Origin of the sequence: Calothrix sp. NIES-3974, from assembly GCF_002368395.1 — a bacterium.
GTDB lineage: Bacteria > Cyanobacteriota > Cyanobacteriia > Cyanobacteriales > Nostocaceae > NIES-3974.
In genome coordinates this window covers 991,742-1,011,436 of record NZ_AP018254.1, presented here as the reverse complement: position 1 = coordinate 1,011,436, position 19,695 = coordinate 991,742, and the positions used below count along the sequence as shown (strand labels likewise).

Annotated in this window: 11 protein-coding genes; 4 read left to right on the top strand and 7 right to left on the bottom strand. The window is 42.8% G+C overall.

Going from position 1 to position 19,695, the window contains the following annotated elements; translation table 11 throughout:
• Window positions 1-9 precede the first annotated feature (9 nt).
• From mtnB to CDC37_RS03920, 3 genes are read right to left on the bottom strand one after another with little or no spacing between them, the layout of a single operon-like run.
• Window positions 10-663 (bottom strand): methylthioribulose 1-phosphate dehydratase, encoded by a 654-nt coding sequence (gene mtnB / locus CDC37_RS03930; RefSeq protein WP_096625892.1) that lies wholly within the window; start codon window positions 661-663, stop codon window positions 10-12.
• Window positions 664-665: 2 nt separating this feature from the next.
• Window positions 666-1,325 carry an HAD-IB family phosphatase gene (locus tag CDC37_RS03925; RefSeq protein ID WP_096620582.1) on the bottom strand — a complete coding sequence of 220 codons (660 nt, stop codon included), beginning with the start codon at window positions 1,323-1,325 and terminating at the stop codon, window positions 666-668.
• A 6-nt stretch (window positions 1,326-1,331) separates the two neighbouring features.
• Window positions 1,332-1,892 (bottom strand): 1,2-dihydroxy-3-keto-5-methylthiopentene dioxygenase, encoded by a 561-nt coding sequence (locus CDC37_RS03920; protein ID WP_096620581.1) that lies wholly within the window; start codon window positions 1,890-1,892, stop codon window positions 1,332-1,334.
• A gap of 724 nt (window positions 1,893-2,616) precedes the next feature.
• On the opposite strand from CDC37_RS03920, the gene CDC37_RS03915 reads away from it, so the two are divergent.
• Window positions 2,617-3,459, top strand: coding sequence for an Rpn family recombination-promoting nuclease/putative transposase (locus tag CDC37_RS03915; protein ID WP_096620580.1), 843 nt, complete (start codon window positions 2,617-2,619; stop codon window positions 3,457-3,459).
• Window positions 3,460-3,820: 361 nt separating this feature from the next.
• On the opposite strand, the gene CDC37_RS03910 is transcribed toward CDC37_RS03915, so the two are convergent.
• Window positions 3,821-4,264 carry a hypothetical protein gene (locus CDC37_RS03910; RefSeq protein ID WP_096620579.1) on the bottom strand — a complete coding sequence of 148 codons (444 nt, stop codon included), beginning with the start codon at window positions 4,262-4,264 and terminating at the stop codon, window positions 3,821-3,823.
• Between the two features lie 691 nt (window positions 4,265-4,955).
• Here CDC37_RS03910 and CDC37_RS03900 point away from each other — a divergent pair.
• A complete protein-coding gene (locus CDC37_RS03900) occupies window positions 4,956-8,960 on the top strand; it encodes a magnesium chelatase subunit H (protein WP_096620577.1) in 4,005 nt (1,334 codons plus the stop codon).
• Window positions 8,961-9,726: 766 nt separating this feature from the next.
• The gene (locus CDC37_RS03895; RefSeq protein ID WP_096620576.1) at window positions 9,727-10,623 is read left to right on the top strand and encodes a DNA adenine methylase; all 897 of its coding nucleotides are present in this window, start codon (window positions 9,727-9,729) and stop codon (window positions 10,621-10,623) included.
• A 65-nt stretch (window positions 10,624-10,688) separates the two neighbouring features.
• Here CDC37_RS03895 and psaB read toward each other — a convergent pair whose 3' ends face one another.
• Together psaB and psaA are read right to left on the bottom strand one after the other, a co-directional pair.
• Window positions 10,689-12,914, bottom strand: a complete 2,226-nt coding sequence (gene psaB, locus CDC37_RS03890; RefSeq protein ID WP_096620575.1) for a photosystem I core protein PsaB — start codon at window positions 12,912-12,914, stop codon at window positions 10,689-10,691.
• A 178-nt stretch (window positions 12,915-13,092) separates the two neighbouring features.
• A complete protein-coding gene (gene psaA, locus CDC37_RS03885) occupies window positions 13,093-15,351 on the bottom strand; it encodes a photosystem I core protein PsaA (RefSeq protein ID WP_096620574.1) in 2,259 nt (752 codons plus the stop codon).
• A gap of 773 nt (window positions 15,352-16,124) precedes the next feature.
• Between psaA and CDC37_RS23920 the strand changes: the two genes are divergently transcribed.
• Complete coding sequence (locus CDC37_RS23920) at window positions 16,125-18,146, top strand: hypothetical protein (RefSeq protein ID WP_157780636.1); 2,022 nt, start codon at window positions 16,125-16,127, stop codon at window positions 18,144-18,146.
• A 58-nt stretch (window positions 18,147-18,204) separates the two neighbouring features.
• Here the strand turns inward: CDC37_RS23920 and cysS are convergent, their stop codons facing one another.
• A complete protein-coding gene (cysS, locus tag CDC37_RS03870; RefSeq protein WP_096620572.1) occupies window positions 18,205-19,680 on the bottom strand; it encodes a cysteine--tRNA ligase in 1,476 nt (491 codons plus the stop codon).
• Between the last annotated feature and the right edge of the window lie 15 nt (window positions 19,681-19,695).

Genomic DNA, 19,695 nt, shown 5'->3' with positions numbered 1-19,695 from the left:
AAGTATTACTTAGATTTGCAGCTGTTTGGCTGCCACCATATATTGAAAAATATACTCAATTACTTCGACATAATTACGGGCTGTAGTGGGGGAATCAGCCCAGACTGTAATCCCGTGGTCGCGGATAAGTAAAGCAGGTAATTTCACCTGTTGATGGGTAAATCTCTCAATAATCTCAGCAGCAATTTGGGGTACATGGAAATAGTTCGCAAATAATGGTAGATAGCAAGTGGGATTTTCTTCCCAAATACCTAACCCCTTCAACATTTCCAAGTTGGGTAAAAGGATTTTTTCCCCCTCCACAAAGCGGGATACCAAATTCGCTTCCACTGAATGGACATGATAACAAGCTGTTGCTGTGGGAAATAGCTGATATATGGCTTGATGAATCGAAGTTTCCGCCGATGGTTTATTTTCAGGCAACGGTCTATACACATTACCATCCGGATAAATACGGACAAAACTATCTAAGGTTAATTCACCCTTGGGCTGACCACTAGCCGTAATCCAGAAACTGCCATCATCCAATCGAGCCGATAAATTCCCTCCCGTACCTAACATCCAACCTTGTTGATAAAAATAGCTAGCTGCACTAATCAATTGGGGACGGGGGTCATGACTATGGCTGGAATGGTGTGCAATACCTAATTGGGATTCACTCATTGTCATAGTTGCCACATCCTGGTTAAAGTATCACGGATATCAAAAAAGTCATTCCAAGGAAGATAATTTTTTTGGCGCTGATCCAGGTATTGGGCTAACCTATCCCTGGCAAACACAATTGGAGAAGCGATCGCCATATTTAAATCCGTAACCGAATCACCAATAGCGATCAGCTGTAGGCTTGACGCTTCCCGTATCGCGTTTTCCCCATTGTAGGATGCCATCACCTTCACCTTATCAACAAGTTCGCTCTCTCCCTCCCAAGCCGATATTACTTGTAAATTTTCCCCCGCGGTATTAATATCGAGGGCATGAATTGCATGGATCCGGTCAACCAAATCCCCCAATACCGCTTCCACCATCCCCTTGATACCCCCAGACACAACTATTAGGGGAACCTCAGATAGGTGAAGAAAATCCACAAACTCCCTGAATCCAGGACGGATTTTTTTAGTACGGGTAAATTCAATTATCTCACCGTAACGCCGGGAAGGAATCGATTCCAGGATTTGCCTGACCCCTACCCGTAAAGGAATCTGTAAGGCGTACATGGAGGGAATAATTTCCGCCGCAAGTTCGGGAGCAAACTTCTTGAGAACGGCAACAAAAGTTTCTTCGGCGGTAATCGTCCCGTCAAAGTCGCAAAAAACAGCTTTCTCCACCTTAACTTACCCGACTGCGATCGCTGCTCGATGAATGCGGATGGCTGTACCCGTATATTCCGGTGTCCACCCCTCAGTATTTGTAAAATATCTCACCGCTTTTACCCGTTGTGCTGAAGTTAAATAGAACCAGTGTTCAGTTCCTGCGGGAACATTGATGTATTCTTGCGGTTGTACGGTTAATTCCACCTGGGAACCATCAGGACGAACAAATCCAAAAATTCCTTCCCCAGCGATAATATAACGAACTTCATCGTCTGCATGGGTATGAACTTGCTCAAATTTACTCAACATCCCTGCTAAATTGGGAATTTCTGGATGGATCACAATTAAATCCCGCATTTGATAACCTGCGGTGTGTTGCAATTCCACAAAGTAGTGGTCTAATGCTTGCAAAACAGTTTCCTTTTCTCCATCGCTTAAACTGTCTTGGGCTAATAAATCTTGGATGAGGGGATTTTCTGTAACAGGCCATTTATTCAACTTTATCCCCAAGGAAGCCAACTCCTGACCAATCTCTGACAAATCAGTCAAAGTCCGTCCATCTTCAGTTCGCAAAATTGCCATCGTTTAACCCTCATACTCAAACACCCCGGTCGATATTGTACATCCACCAACGTCTATTCTAACCAAATTTTGAGATAAATCTAGGACTTATGAAACTTTGGATTTTGGATTTCTCTTCGGTTGATCCGCACTACGTGCATCTATAGATTTTGAATTGTAATACTATTTCACAAAAATGTTGATACATTTTCTTACCATGCATCTCCTACTATCCTAAAAAATTTATCAATTCCAAAGTCAAACTGTATAACCATAAGTTATACAGAGAATAGCAGGTAAATGCGATGGATTATGAATATTTTAAAGGCTTGTGAACAAGGTTTTTTACGACTATACCCTATATCCTGTATTATTTGATTCTGCTATATAAGGGTTTTACCTTGCCATCTGTTGGATTCTTTTTTATTTATATGTGTGTTTGTTTTATCTAAGTGCTGTAAATTATCTAATTTTGAATTTTTGACTGAAAAAACTATACATGGATTTTGACTCAGTAAATTATAAGACTTGAGCAATGTCTGGTTTTTTTGACTAATCCCTGTTCCCCACTCCCTGAAAGTTTTGGAGTTTTGTGAGAAATCCGGGACTAATCCCTAATTGTTAAATTTTCTTTGCATACGTCACCAATATTTTCGAGGTATTATGCAAAAAAATCTGATTTTGACCTTCAAAAACTGGCAATATTAGCCCACCATCAAATTAATCCATCAGGAATCTATCTACCTTGTACGATCCAGTTTGTAAATTTCTTGCCGAATCCTTTGCCACCGACTTCGCTACTTGGCTACTCGGTACACCCATTACCCTGACAACTCTTAGTCCCTCTGAACTATCCCTAGAACCAATTCGAGCTGATACCCTCATTTTATTACAATCGGAGGATATAGTTTTACACGTGGAATTTCAAACCGAACCAAAAGTCGATATCCCCTTTCGCATGACTGATTATCGCTTACGGAAATACCGCAGGTTCCCGCAAAAAATGGTACACCAATACGTAATTTACCTTAAGCCCAGCGATTCACCTTTAGTTCAGGAAACCTGCTTTATCCTTGAACGCACTCGACATGAATTCAATGTCATTAGACTTTGGGAACAGCCTACAGATGTGTTTCTAGATACTCCTGGTTTGTTACCCTTTGCAATCCTAACTCAAACAACAGACAAAACTGATACTTTACAGCAGGTTGCAGAAAAAATTAACCAAATTAACGATACCCGTATTCAAAGTAATATTTCTGCATCTACATCTATTTTAGCTGGGCTAGTATTAAATAAGGAACTAATTCAACGAGTTCTCCGGAGCGACATTATGCGTGATTCTGTTATTTACCAAGCAATTGAAGAAGAAGCAAGACAAAAAGGACTTAAGGAAGGTCTTGAACAAGGCCTTGAACAAGGTCTTGAACAAGGCCTTGAACAAGGTCTTGAACAAGGTCGTAGGGAAATAGCGATCAATATGCTTGTCGATGGTCTTCCCATCGAAACCATATCTCGTTTAACGGGTTTAACGATTGAGCAAGTTCAGGTTCTAGAATCAAATATGAGGGAAAACTCTTCAACATAAAAATTTGATGCAAATCCAAGGATATTTACTTTGTTGGCTGAGATATTTCCCTTTTGGTTTGTTGAGATTTGACTGATGACAGTCAAGGATTAGTATTGCTACGTTTATCCAAGTGTTAACTATGCTAAACCAAAAGATAATTTATTGACCGTATAAAGTAAAGTATGTGAATATTCTTGGATTTTTACTGGCAAATTATCTAGAAATAAATTGCGATCGCTATCTCATAATAACCCCTCCCCAGAGACGCGGAGCGTCTTCTTGCAAATCACCCTCCCCGAAAAATCTGCAGAAAGCAAGCTACGGGGAGGGTGGAGTTTTATTTCACTTGCTGGGGAAACCCTAGAGATGGGTATCGTTATTAATACCCTCCTAAAGCCCTAGCGACCGTCTGTTCTAACTCATCACATCTTTTAACCAAAGCTAAAGAAACTAACCGAAAATAATTAACATTGATCAGACTTAGTTCCGCATTATGCATAATTGAAAAAGTATGTTTTTCTCCGATTTCCTCAATACACCAAAATCCTACTTTAAACTGAGAATTTTGAGTTAAAAGGGCAGTCGAAAGCCATCCAGGAATATCTCCGGTTTCGTCATACTTTATGCCACTAGGTACGGAAAACTCTAATGTATTTTCATGTTTGATAATGAAAAGTGTCTGAGTATTTCCTGAATCTGCATCAAAATTTAAAATAGCTCTTTTATTATTAATATCATAAATAGACCATCCCAAGGAATTACAATAACTTTTGATTGTAGATACAAAATTAGAACCCGAAATTAAATCTAAATTTATAGCCATATAGTTTATTAACCAAAATTATATCGACTTCATTTTATACATAATTTAAATATAGGAATGTGACACTAATCACAGGTATTAAGTGATGTTTATTTCCTTGCTTTTTAAATTTTATCCATAAATTAATTAAATTTTATTAATTATCTGACTTGAAATTGTGGACACACAAGCGGTTAGTCTACACTTTCAAGCCAGGTGAAAATCCATTTTCTGAAATATTGCACTTTACCTATAATTACTCAGCCTTACACCCATATTAGTCAAAAATACATCTACTTTTCCCAAGGCTGTTTAGAGTCAATTTAAATTTAATTATACTTTGAAACCATGAATTAAGTCCGTAGGATTACTATATTGTCCAAGATGGGAACTTTCATTGCTTCTATCCCAAGCAGTAGATTTAGGCTAAAAACTAAATAACGATAAAACGATTATAAAATATAAAGATAATTTAATATTTGTGTGAGTAAATAATTTCTGATAAAGTGAATTTTTGTAACGATAAATCTCAGTTTTTATATCGTTTTGTGTCAAACGGACGACAAATAGGGCATTATGGGGGGATTTTCTGATAAAAACTTCATAGTGACCGAAATTCAAATAGATAAATGCATAGGCTTTGCCAAGGCTAGCCATTAATGCAAAATTACCTTTTAGAAGAGAACACGCATTTGAAGGAGCGAAGGAAAGCATGTTCACTCACGTCAAGTCCACCATTCGTCATATTGCACCCGACGACCTGCGGGGACGGCATTTACTCAAGGTGGTCTATGTCGTGTTAGAGTCGCAGTATCAGAGTGCTTTATCGCAAGCGGTTCGGGAGATTAATGCGAATAACCCGAATGTGGCGATTGAGATTAGCGGCTATTTAATAGAAGAGTTGCGTGATGGGGAAAATTACGCAGAATTTAAGCGGGATTTGGAAACCGCCAATATTTTTATTGCTTCGTTAATATTTATTGAAGATTTAGCCCAAAAGGTTGTAGAGGCGGTGCAGCCAATTCGCGATAACCTGGATGTAGCGGTGGTATTTCCCTCTATGCCCGAGGTGATGCGATTAAATAAGATGGGGACTTTCTCCCTCGCACAACTGGGACAATCCAAGAGTGCGATCGCCCAGTTTATGAAAAAGCGCAAGGAAAAGTCCGGTGCGAGTTTTCAGGATGGGATGTTGAAATTGCTGCGGACTTTGCCTAGTGTTCTGAAATACTTACCAATGGATAAGGCTCAGGATGCGCGGAATTTCATGCTCAGTTTCCAGTATTGGTTGGGTGGTTCTCCGGGGAACTTGCAGAACTTCCTGTTAATGCTGGCGGATAAGTATGTATTTAAGCAAGATAATAAAAGTTATTCAGATACCCCTAGTTTTGCTTCCCCTTTACAATACCAGGAACCTGTCACCTACCCAGACATGGGTATATGGCATCCTTTAGCACCAACCATGTACGAGGATGTACGGGAGTATCTCAATTGGTATAGCAGTCGTAAGGATATTTCCCAGGATTTAAAGGATCCATTAGCTCCCTGTGTGGGGTTGGTATTACAAAGAACCCATTTGGTGACGGGAGATGATGCCCATTACGTAGCGATTGTCTCCGAGTTGGAAGCTTTGGGAGCGCGGGTCATTCCCGTTTTTGCCGGTGGTTTGGACTTTTCTAAGCCAGTGGATGCCTATTTTTATGAACCGACAACCAAACAAGCCCATGTGGATGCGGTAGTATCTTTAACAGGGTTTGCCTTGGTAGGAGGGCCAGCTCGTCAAGACCACCCGAAGGCAATCGACTCCTTGAAGCGGTTAAATCGTCCCTACATGGTGGCGTTGCCGTTGGTATTCCAAACTACCGAGGAATGGTTAGATAGTGATTTGGGTTTGCATCCGATTCAGGTAGCTTTACAAATTGCCATCCCCGAGTTGGATGGAGCCATCGAACCGATTATCATGTCGGGAAGAGACGGAGCCACAGGAAAGGCGATCGCATTACAGGATCGAGTAGAAGCGATCGCGCAACGGGCGATGAAATGGGCAAATTTGCGCCGCAAACCTAAGTTAGATAAGAAGGTGGCGATTACCGTCTTTAGTTTCCCCCCAGATAAGGGTAATGTGGGAACTGCGGCCTATTTGGATGTATTTGGGTCGATTTATGAGGTGATGAAGGCGCTGCGGGATAATGGGTACGATGTCCAGGATTTACCAGCAGATGCGAAATCCTTAATGGAAGCAGTGATTCATGATGCCCAAGCCCAGTATAGCAGTCCGGAGTTAAATATCGCCTATCGGATGTCGGTTCCAGAGTATGAGGAGTTAACACCCTATTCCCGACGTTTAGAGGAAAATTGGGGACCACCCCCCGGACACCTCAATAGTGACGGACAGAATTTACTCATCTACGGAAAACACTTTGGGAACGTGTTTATTGGGGTGCAACCCACCTTTGGTTACGAAGGGGACCCGATGCGATTATTGTTCTCCCGTTCTGCAAGTCCCCACCACGGTTTTGCCGCTTACTACACCTATCTAGAGAAGGTTTGGGGTGCGGATGCGGTTTTACATTTTGGAACCCACGGTTCCTTGGAATTTATGCCAGGAAAACAGATGGGAATGTCGGGGGATTGTTATCCAGATAATTTAATTGGTAGTATTCCTAATCTGTACTACTATGCTGCTAACAACCCCAGCGAAGCCACCATCGCTAAACGTCGTGGGTATGCAGAGACCATTTCCTACCTGACACCACCAGCAGAAAATGCTGGATTGTATAAGGGGTTAAAGGAACTGAGCGAATTAATCGCATCCTACCAAACCCTAAAAGATGGTGGTCGGGGAATTCCCATCGTCAACACCATCATGGATAAAGCACGGATGGTCAACCTCGATAAAGACATCGAGTTACCAGAAACCGATGCGAAGGACATGACCCAGGAAGAACGGGATAATATCGTTGGTATTGTCTACCGCAAATTAATGGAAATCGAATCCCGCTTACTCCCTTGTGGATTACACGTCATTGGTAAACCACCAACAGCCGAAGAAGCGATCGCAACTTTAGTAAATATTGCGAGCCTAGATAGAACGGAAGATGAATTATTGGGTTTACCGAGAATCATCGCCAATAGTATCTACCGTGATATTGAAGAAATCTACCGCAACAGCGATAAGGGGATTTTACAGGACGTAGACCTGTTGCAACAAATAACCCAAGCAACCCGCGCAGCTGTCACCGCATTCGTCAAAGCTCAAACCGATGCAGAAGGTCGCGTTTCCCTGATTTCTAAGTTGAACTTCTTCAACATGGGTAAAAAAGAACCCTGGGTGGAAGCACTCCACCAAGCAGGTTTTACCAACGTGGACACCGACCCATTGAAGAAACTATTTGAATACCTGGAATTCTGTCTCGAACAGGTTTGTGCAGATAAAGAACTCGCAGGACTACTACGGGGTTTAGAAGGGGAATACATCCTCCCCGGACCTGGTGGAGACCCCATCCGTAACCCAGATGTCTTACCCACAGGGAAAAATATCCACGCACTCGACCCCCAAGCCATTCCCACCCAAGCCGCAGTTCAATCGGCAAAAATCGTCGTTGATCGACTTTTAGCCCGGAATATGGCAGAAAATGGTGGTAGATATCCCGAAACCATTGCCTGTGTGCTATGGGGAACAGATAATATTAAAACCTACGGGGAATCACTGGCACAGATTATGTGGATGGTGGGTGTGCGACCAGTTCCCGATGCCCTGGGTCGAGTCAATAAGTTAGAATTAATACCCTTGTCAGAATTAGGTCGTCCTCGGATCGACGTGGTAATTAACTGTTCTGGGGTGTTCCGCGATTTGTTTATCAACCAGATGAACCTGCTAGATCAAGCTGTGAAAATGGCCGCAGAAGCAGACGAACCACTGGAAATGAACTATATTCGCAAACACGCATTACAGCAAGCCGAGGAAATGGGGATAAACCTGCGTCAAGCAGCTACCCGTGTTTTCTCGAATGCATCCGGTTCCTACTCCAGCAACATTAACCTTGCGGTGGAAAACAGCACCTGGGAAAGCGAAGCCGAGCTACAGGAAATGTACCTCACCCGCAAATCCTTCGCCTTTAGTGCCGATAATCCGGGAATGATGGAGCAAACACGGGATATCTTTGAGAAAACCCTGAAAACCGCCGAAGTCACCTTCCAAAACCTGGATTCATCGGAAATTTCCCTCACCGATGTATCCCACTACTACGACTCCGACCCCACCAAGTTAATTGGCAGTTTACGGGGAGACGGGAAAATGCCTGCATCCTACATGGCTGATACTACCACAGCCAACGCCCAGGTGCGCAGTTTATCAGAAACGGTGCGTTTAGATGCACGGACAAAACTGTTAAACCCCAAATGGTATGAAGGGATGTTGAGTCATGGTTATGAAGGGGTGAGGGAGTTATCCAAACGATTAGTGAATACTGTTGGTTGGAGTGCAACATCCGGTGCTGTCGATAATTGGATTTATGAAGATGCCAATAGTACCTTCATGGCAGATAAGGAAATGCAGGAACGGTTGTTGAATTTAAATCCCCATTCCTTTAGAAAAATGGTGACAACCCTACTGGAAGCGAATGGTAGAGGGTATTGGGAAACCAGTGAGGAGAATCTCGACAGATTGAGAGAATTGTATCAACAAGTCGAAGACCGAATTGAAGGGATTGAGTAGTTCTTATTGAAACAGAAACTACGCAAATAAGATTGTTCATTGCGACTGAAATGCAGTTTTGGGAAGCGATCGCAGGATTCTAGAGATTACCTCGTCCTTCGCACCCTGGGGAAAGCAAGCTAGGTAATGATGCTGTTACCTTATTTGTGTCAGTCCGATTGAAATAATCAATCTTTAATTCAATTGTTAATCGTTCAGAAGACGCGGTATCACGCGTCTTTTTTTTTAACGTGAGTTCGATGAGTTATAAAGCCTGAAACTCTTGTCCAGTATCATTCGTAGGAAATAGAAGTTTTTAAAAACCTCCTAATATTGAAAATCATTAAACCTGTAATCAGTCATTTATTGAGTTTGTTCTCAACTAATGGATGAGGTTACTTTAAACCTTAACTTTCAAAATCATTGATTCACAGGGATTGTAGCGTTTATAATCCGTCGAATTCACGTTTTTCCCCCACACAAACAGAAATATTTTTATAATATTGTTTATTTTGTTGATTTTTATAAAGGCGCGATATATCGCGTCTCTACGGAATAGTAATTTTGGTTCTAATTCCTATTCTATTTCTTCAATAGGGGGACAAAATCAAAACCAGTACGGGAACGGGAGGGACTTTTTGTTTGCACTTCAACTAGCTGAATATTCGCACTGCGATCGCCACTGTTAAGGAAACGAATGGTTTGATCTGCTCCCGGTGCGGAAAAGTCTATAGAATAGTATTTTAATACTATTCTGTGCTATAGCTATCACTAAGTCAATAAGTCAATGATCCAAGCTATTAACTCACCCTTCAGGTACGCTGGTGGCAAATTTTATGCTAGAAAATTAATTTTAGAGTATATTCCTCCCCATTCCCATTATGTTGAACCATTTGCAGGTGGAGCTTCAATCTTCTTTGCTAAGGATAAAGCTAAAAATAATTGGTTAAATGATATTGATGAGGAATTAATCAATGTTTATCTATTTATTCGTGACTATCCTGAACGGTTAGTTGATGCATTAAAAGATGAAGTTGCAACAAAAGAAAGACACTTTTTTTATAAAAATATTTTTCAACCTCAAAACTCTTTAGAAAAGGCAACAAGATGGTATTACCTGAATAGGACATCGTATTCAGGTATCATGAATATGAAAAATTGTTATTGGGGATATGGCGATAAATACAGCATGAGACCAGAAAACTGGGGTAAAAATATTATTCGTACATCTGGGAAGCTGCAAGGTGTGAGATTAACTCAGCTAGACTTTGAAGAAGTAATACATCAAGTGGAAGATGATAGCTTTTTATTTATAGACCCTCCATACTTTAACGCCGATCAAGATAAATTTTATAGCTACCCTTTTTCAAGAGAATGCCATTATAGACTTTGTAATTTACTAAAGCGTTCTCAAAATAAATACAAATTTTTATTGACTTATGACAATAGTCCAGAAATACAAGATTTATATTCTTGGGCTACCGTAATTCATGAGAAAGAATGGAACTACACCATTAACAGAACTGATGATCAAAAATTGACAAAAGCAATGAAGGATGGAATTAAAGAACAAAAACCAAGTAAAGGAACTCGTTATAAAGGCAGAGAAATATTTATTACTAACTACGCTCCTACACAAGAAATTTATCCACTTCCACAGAAGTTAGCAAAAACGAGCTATTAAACAAAATCCCCCACCACAGGGTAGGGGATTTCTGATTACCTAACAACTATTAGCTTAATCATCTATCAACCAAACTTACCAGCAGTAGAGGCAATCAGGAAGGCTGCATACGTCAGCACGTAACCAACCGTAAAGTGTGCTAAACCGACTAAACGAGCTTGAACAATGGACAGAGCAACGGGTTTATCTTTCCAACGAACTAGGTTCGCCAATGGAGTCCGTTCATGTGCCCAAACCAAGGTTTCAATCAACTCTTGCCAGTAACCACGCCACGAAATCAAGAACATGAAACCAGTTGCCCAAACTAGGTGTCCGAAGAGGAACATCCAAGCCCAAACTGACAGGTTATTCATGCCATAGGGGTTATAACCGTTAATTAACTGTGCAGAGTTTGCCCAGAGGTAATCACGGAACCAACCCATTAAGTAGGTGGAATTTTCGTTAAATTGAGCAACGTTTCCTTGCCAAATTGCCAGATGTTTCCAGTGCCAGTAGAAGGTTACCCAACCAATGGTGTTCAACATCCAGAACATAGCTAGGTAGAACGCGTCCCAAGCGGAGATATCGCAAGTACCGCCACGACCAGGACCGTCGCAAGGGAAAGCATAACCAAAGTCTTTTTTGTCTGGCATTAATTTGGAACCACGAGCATCCAACGCACCTTTGACTAATACAAGGGTGGTGGTGTGGATTGCTAAAGCAAAGGCGTGGTGTACCAAGAAGTCGCCAGGTCCAATGGTTAGGAACAGGGAGTTAGTACCACTGTTGATGGCATCCAACCAACCTTGTAACCAAACGTTACCGTAGTTAGGGAAGGCGGTGTAGGCAACACTTTCGGGGTTGGAAAGGAGAGTGTTCAACCCGTAGAGTACTTTACCGTGGGATGCTTGGATGAATTGAGCAAATACTGGCTCAATCAGGATTTGTTTTTCGGGTGTACCGAAGGCAACAACTACGTCGTTGTGAACGTACAAGCTGAGGGTGTGGAAGCCTAAGAAAAGGGATACCCAGCTCAGGTGGGAAATAATCGCTTCTTTGTGCTTCAGCACACGGTCAAGTACGTTGCCTTTGTTTTGTTCGGGGTCGTAGTCACGTACCCAGAAGATGGCTGCGTGGGCAAAGGCTCCAACCATCAAGAAACCAGCGATGTACTGGTGGTGGGTGTACAATGCTGCCTGGGTTGTGTAATCCCTCGCGATAAATGCGTAGGGAGGCAGAGAGTACATGTGTTGAGCTACTAATGAGCAGATGGTTCCTAAAGCAGCTAGTGCTAAGGAAAGTTGGAAGTGTAAGGAATTGTTGATGGTATCGTACAAACCTTGGTGGGGTAGGTTGAAAGGTCCTTCTACTTTGCTACCAAAGAATGTTTTCGCATTCATCATTTCTTTGATGCTGTGACCAATACCAAAGTTGGTACGGTACATGTGACCAGCAACAATGAATAAAACTGCGATCGCTAGGTGGTGGTGAGCCATGTCGGTTAACCACAGCGATTCAGTTTGGGGGTGGAATCCACCTAGGAAGGTCAAAATTGCACTACCAGCACCTTGGGATGTACCAAAGATGTGACCGGCAGTATCGGGATCTTGGGCGTAAACACCCCAGTTACCTGTAAAGAAAGGGGTCAATCCAGCCGGGTGGGGTGCAACCGACAGGAAGTTATCCCAACCTACGTGAACACCGCGAGATTCAGGGATGGCTACGTGTACTAAGTGACCAGTCCATGCTAAGGAGCTAACACCAAACAAACCAGCTAGGTGGTGGTTGAGGCGAGGCTCGGCACTCTTAAACCAAGAGAGGCTGGGACGGAACTTGGGTTGTAAATGTAACCAACCTGCGAATAGTAAGACTGCGGATAACAGCAGGAGGAATACTGAACCTGTATACAGGTCGTTGTTGGTACGCATCCCAATGGTGTACCACCAGTGGTAGACACCAGAGTAGGCAATATTTACAGGATTGCTAGCACCAGCTTGGGTAAATGCTTCAATCGCTGGTTTACCAAAGTGGGGGTCCCAAATTGCATGGGCAATGGGACGGATGTGAAGAGGATCTTTAATCCACTGTTCAAAGTTGCCTTGCCAAGCGACGTGGAACAGGAGGCTGGATGCCCATAGGAAAATGATTGCCAGGTGTCCGAAATGGGTTGCAAAAATCTTTTGGTAAAGATTTTCTTCGGTCATCCCATCATGGCTTTCAAAGTCATTTCCCATAGCCATCGCGTACCAGATCCGACGCGTCGTCGGGTCCTGTGCGAGGTCTTGGCTAAATTTTGGAAATTTTGTTGCCATAGGTTTGATAAATCCTCTGACCTTGAGCCTTTGTTTTCAGCTTTTGATGAAAGTGAAGGTGGGAGTTAAGAGTTACAAGCTTTGGATCGATAAGCCAACTATTCAATTAACTCACTTACCCATACCTGCAACTCCTAACCCTTAACATCAATTAATTAAATCTTTAATTGATGGCGAATTAGCCGACCGAGAGTATGTGGGCGTGGAAGAATGCCCAGGTTGTCGCAATACCTCCGAGGAGATAGTGGGCAACACCAACTGCACGACCTTGAACAATACTCAATGCACGTGGTTGGATCGCAGGAGCAACCTTCAGCTTGTTGTGTGCCCAGACAATCGACTCAATCAATTCTTGCCAGTAGCCACGACCACTGAACAGGAACATTAAGCTGAATGCCCAGATGAAGTGCGCACCTAGGAACATGATACCGTAGGCGGAGAGGGCACTACCGTAGGAATTGATGACTTGTGAGGCTTGCGCCCATAAAAAGTCACGCAACCAACCATTGATGGTAATCGCACTTTGGGCAAAGTTACCACCAGTAATGTGGGAAACGTTACCCGCCGCATCGACTGTACCCCACACATCTGATTGCATCTTCCAGCTAAAGTGGAAAATTACAATTGAGAGGGAGTTATACATCCAGAATAATCCGAGGAACACGTGATCCCAACCGGATACTTGACATGTACCGCCACGACCTGGACCGTCGCAAGGGAAGCGGAAACCGAGGTTCGCTTTGTCTGGAATCAGACGCGAGCTACGGGCAAATAACATGCCTTTGAGCAGAATTAAAACGGTAACGTGAATGGTGAATGCGTGAATATGGTGAACTAGGAAATCAGCAGTTCCCAAGGCAATCGGCATCATCGCTACCTTACCACCAACGGCAACTACACCACCACCAAATGCATGGCTGACAACTTGGGCTGCGTTCGGTGCAGTACCACCAGGGGCGAGGGTGTGTAGGCTTTGTACCCACTGAGCAAAGACTGGCTGCAATTGAATTGCAGTGTCGGAGAACATATCTTGAGGACGACCCAATGCCCGCATTGTGTCGTTATGAATGTATAGTCCGAAGCTGTGGAAGCCGAGGAAAATACATACCCAGTTGAGGTGGGAAATGATGGCATCACGGTGGCGGATTACGCGATCCAAAACGTTGTTTTGGTTCACTACTGGGTCATAATCGCGCACCATAAAGATTGCTGCGTGTGCTGCACCACCAACGATACAGAATCCGCCAATCCACATGTGATGGGTGAAGATACACAGTTGGGTTGCGTAGTCTGTTGCTAAGTACGGATAGGGAGGCATCGCGTACATGTGGTGAGCCACGATGATGGTCAACGAACCTAGGAATGCTAAGTTAGTTGCCAATTGGGCGTGCCACGAGGTGGTCAAGTTTTCGTACAGACCTTTGTGACCTTCGCCGGTAAAGGGTCCTTTGTGGTTTTCGAGGATTTCTTTAATGCTGTGACCAATACCCCAGTTGGTGCGGTACATGTGACCAGCTACGATGAAGACAACTGCGATCGCTAGGTGGTGATGCGCAATGTCGGTCATCCATAGACCACCGGTAACAGGGTTGAGTCCGCCTTTAAAGGTCAAAAAGTCCGCGTATTGACCCCAATTCAAGGTAAAGAATGGTGTTAAACCACTGGCAAAGCCAGGGAATAAATCAATTAATACGCTCTTGTTGAGGATGAATTCGTGGGGTAGGGGAATATCCTTCACCGCTACGCCTGCATCCATCATTTTGTTAATGGGTGCAGAAACGTGAATCAAGTGTCCTGCCCAACCCAAGGAACCGCAACCTAGCAATACTGCTAAGTGGTGATTGAGCATCGATTCAACGTTTTGGAACCATTCCAACTTGGGTGCCCGTTTGTGGTAGTGGAACCAACCAGCAAACAACATCAAAGCTGCCATGACTAAACCGCCAATGGCTGTGACGTATAGCTGGAAGGAGCTAGTAATACCCCAACCACGCCAAATTTGGAATAGGCCAGAGGTGATTTGGATACCGTGGAAGCCACCACCAACATCACCATTGAGAATATCTTGCCCAACAATCGGCCAAACGACCTGAGCGCTGGGTTTGATATTTAGGGGGTCACTTAACCAGGCTTCGTAGTTCGAGAACTTCGCGCCGTGGAATATCATCCCACTCAACCACAGAAACACAACCGACAGGTGTCCGAAGTGTGCTGCAAAGATTTTGCGGGAAATGTCTTCTAAATCGCTTGTATGTGTATCAAAATCGTGGGCGAGTGCGTGAAGGTTCCAAATCCAGGTTGTGGTTTTTGGACCTCTAGCAAGGGTGCGATCGAAATGACCTGGCTGTCCCCACTTCTCAAAGGAAGTTGGCACTGGGTCATTATCGACTATCACTCTTGCCTTCTTTTCCTCTCGCTCCGGAGGACTAATCGTCATTCGACCTCCTCTCTTAAAAGGGATTGAGGATTAATAATTACCACACTTGGTCTTCGTGGTTATGATCCACTTTAACTCGCTTTGCCAATCTTGTTTGCACTGGCAAGTGAATTTTTGACTTTCATGTGGAGAGTGGTTTCTGTTGAATTATAAAGTCTTCTCTCCTACATAGTTGGAGACATTTTAACAATAATTTAAATTCGCCAAAATATTTGCTAAATCTAGGTTCCAATCCTATGTATCCGGCTAATTGTCAATACTTTTTTGATTTATTTTACAAAGGTAAACAATTAGGAAATTTTATTCTCAAGAAAAACGGCTAATGTCTTGCTGTGTAAGCGTTTCAGCTTGGATTTTCTTTTCTGATTTCCCATTGACAAAGGTGAAAATCCGCACTTTTACTAAGTTCTGTATGTCTAAATTAAGTAAATTTTTGTGTATAAACGTAATATTTAGGATTTAAATCTATTATGTTAAGTAATTTAAAAACCACTTGCCCAAAATTATAAACATAAATTAATTCTATTCGCTTAGTTACATTTATTAATAGTTTATTTGCTGTATGGCGATGGAGTTATCTCTAGGGGAACGATAGGATATTTGTACCCGTAAAAGTGGAAAAGATGGCGATCGCAATCTGAGGTAATAATCTTAAATCAGCACATGGGATATTCAGACTGAATTAGTATGCTGTTTAGGGGAGTTTGCGTCACAATAATTCAGGGTTGTATAAACCCGTTCCGATTTTTGAGTTGTTGTGGGGGTTATGAGCCATGAAGACCTGGACAGCGAGATGGGAAAGGAGTAGCCATAGCAAGATCAGTCGTAGACCTGACCCTATAGGTATGGCGTTACCATTTTCATCAGGTTCGTTAAATTATATTCTGCGTTTATTTTTAGTATTAGTTTTAATTATTGGTTTAACTAGTTGTGGTGGGGAGAAAGCGGTCAGTCAACCACCATCTTTAGGAGTACCGAAGCAGACCCAGTTACCTGCAAAGCTGTCAGGGAAATTAGCGGAGGTAGCTCCACCGGAGGTGATTCAGGAATTAAACCGTAGTTTAGATAAATACCGTCCCCAGGTAAAAATTGTCAGTCCAATGAATGATGAGGTGTTGCAGACGGACAGTTTAACTGTGGGATTACAGGTTCAGGATTTACCGATTTTTCAAGACCGAAAATATGGTTTAGGACCCCATTTACATGTAATTCTCGACCAAGAATCCTATGCCAAAGTATACGATTTGCAGCAGCCATTAACAATATCGAATCTGACACCAGGAACTCACACATTACGTGTGATTGCGGAAAAACCCTGGTATGAAACCTTTAAAAATGATGGAGCCTACGCTCAGGTTAGTTTCCATATTTTTACACAGACGGATGAAAATAATCCAGTATCTAATTTACCATTGTTAACCTATAATCTACCGGATGGAGATTATGGTGCAGAACCAATTCTATTGGATTTTTACTTAACCAATGCTCCCCTACAAGTAGGTACAAATAGCAACCAAAAGGGAAGTATTAACGACTGGCGAATTCGCTGTACAATCAATGGGGATAAATTCGTTCTCGACCGTTGGCAATCAGTTTATCTCAAAGGTTTTCAGAAAGGGAAAAATTGGGTACAACTAGAATTTTTGGATGACCAGGGAGAACCGATTAAAAACGTTTTTAATACAACGACTAGAACGATTAACTATCAACCCCAGGGACAGGATGTTCTGTCTAAAATTATTCGCGGGGAATTAACGGTTGAGCAAGTTAGGGGAATTGTCGATCCTAGTTATAACCCACCGGAACCTGTTGTGACACCAAAAGTGGAATCGACACCGGAACCTGTGGTTACTCCCACACCTGTTGTGACACCCAAAGCGGAATCGACACCGGAACCTGTGGTTACTCCCACACTTGTTGTGACACCCAAAGCGGAATCGACACCGGAACCCGTCGTAACTCCCACACCGGTTGTCACACCCAAAGCGGAATCGACACCGGAACCCGTCGTAACTCCCACACCTGTTGTGACACCAAAAGTGGAATCGACACCGGAACCTGTTGTAACTCCCACACCTGTTGTGACACCGACAACAGCACCAGAATCAAAAGTAGGCAACTTTTTAAACCGTTTCAAACCCAAGTCTCCCAGTTCTGAACCAAAGTCAGAGGAGGAAATAACTAAACCAACCCAGGAACAAACAGATACAGATGTCAACTTGGAAGTAAAACCACAACCGACTCCAGAGATTACCAGTACACCTACACCTTTACCGACGGAGACACCTAAACCAGATAAAAAACCCTTTTTAGATTATTTCAAACCCAAGTCTCCCAGTTCTGAACCAAAATCAGAGGAGGAAGTAACTAAACCAACCCAGGAACAAACGGATACAGATGTCAAATTGGAAGTAAAACCACAACCGACTCCAGATATTACCAGTACACCTACACCTTTACCGACGGAGACACCTAAACCAGATAAAAAACCCTTTTTAGATTATTTCAAACCCAAGTCTCCCAGTTCTGAACCAAAATCAGAGGAGGAAGTAACTAAACCAACCCAGGAACAAACGGATACAGATGTCAAATTGGAAGTAAAACCACAACCGACTCCAGATATTACCAGTACACCTATACCTTTACCGACGGAGACAGCAAAACCGAATAAACCTGATTACCGTAAATATTTGGATCGATTCAAATCATCTACACCAAAATCTTCTTTTGAAGAAATCCAGGAAGATGGGGATATTCAGGAAGGTTTAACTGGGGAACAAGAGATTAAACCCTAATTTTGCATTAGAGACGTAGCACTGCTACGTCTCTACACACACAACACGTAATATATTTTCAATTTCGATGCCAACGTGTTCCTTCTTTAGAATCAATCAGGGTGATACCAACGGCTTGTAGTTCGTTGCGAATGCGGTCAGATTCGGCGAAATTCTTGGCTGTACGGGCTTTTTGACGCAGTTCGATCAATGCTTCAATTTCCGCATCACTCAAGCCATTATTATCGCTGCTATTATCGCCGTTGTCTTTGTCTGTTAAAACTTCTAAACCGAGGACTTGGGACAACGTAACTAAAGTAAACCACTGCTGTTGTAATTCGGCTGTATCGACTTTAGTTTTACCCTCATGGACGAGGATATTGGCTTCCCGTTGTAAATCCTTTGCGAGTTTAAACAGGATAGCTAGACCGGTGGAGAAGTTAAAATCATCATCCCCCGACTCATTGAACTTCAGAATTAATTCCTGATCCAGTTGATTACCAGCAACGGAAAAACCGAGTTTTTCCCCGTATAACTGTGCAAAACTTAAACCTTCCTTGAGGGTTTTCCAACTGTTAACTGCTCCCGCGATCGCATCTTCGGTAAAATCAAGGGGTTTACGGTAGTGAGCTTGGAGGACAAATAATCTCACTGCCATTGGATCAACTTGGTGGGGATACTGAGACCATTTGCCGTCTAATAAATCCCGAATTGTAATAAAATTGCCTAGGGATTTGGACATTTTCTGACCATCCACCATGACCATCCCGTTGTGCATCCAGTATCGTGCTAGGGGTTTGTTAAAAGCACCTTCCGATTGGGCAATTTCGTTTTCATGGTGGGGAAATATTAAATCACCTCCCCCCCCGTGAATATCAATTGTCTCACCTAAGCGGGAACGAATCATGGCTGAACATTCAATATGCCATCCTGGACGACCCGAACCCCAAGGGGAATCCCAAGCTGGTTCTCCGGGTTTTGCTCCCTTCCACAGAGCGAAATCAAGGGGATACTCCTTTTTGCGTCCTTCTGGGTCTTCTAAATCCCGTCCGCTTGCTCCCGCTTGCATTTGTTCTAAATTGCGTCCTGATAGCTTGCCATAGCTGGGAAATTTCTGTACACGATAGTATACATCACCCTCGGCTGCATAGGCTAAATCTTGGTCAATCAGATTTTGAATTAGTTGGTGAATTGCTGGGATATGGTCGGTAACACGGGGATATTCATCTGCATCTTTGACGTTTAAACGGCGAATATCCTCAAAATAGGCATCAATGAAGCGATTTGACACCTCTTCCATCGTCATCCCCTGCTCCCGCGCTCGGTTGAGGATTTTATCATCAATATCGGTAAAATTTTGCAAATAATTAACCCGATATCCTCGCCATTGTAAATAACGACGAATCGTATCCCAAACAATGTAGGAGCGAGCATGACCCAAATGACAATAATCATACACTGTCACACCGCAGCAATACATTTTTACTTGTTTAGGTTCGATGGTGACAAGGGGTTCTTGTCGGCGAGTTAACGTATTGTAAACGGTGAGAGCCATAGGATTTTGGATTTT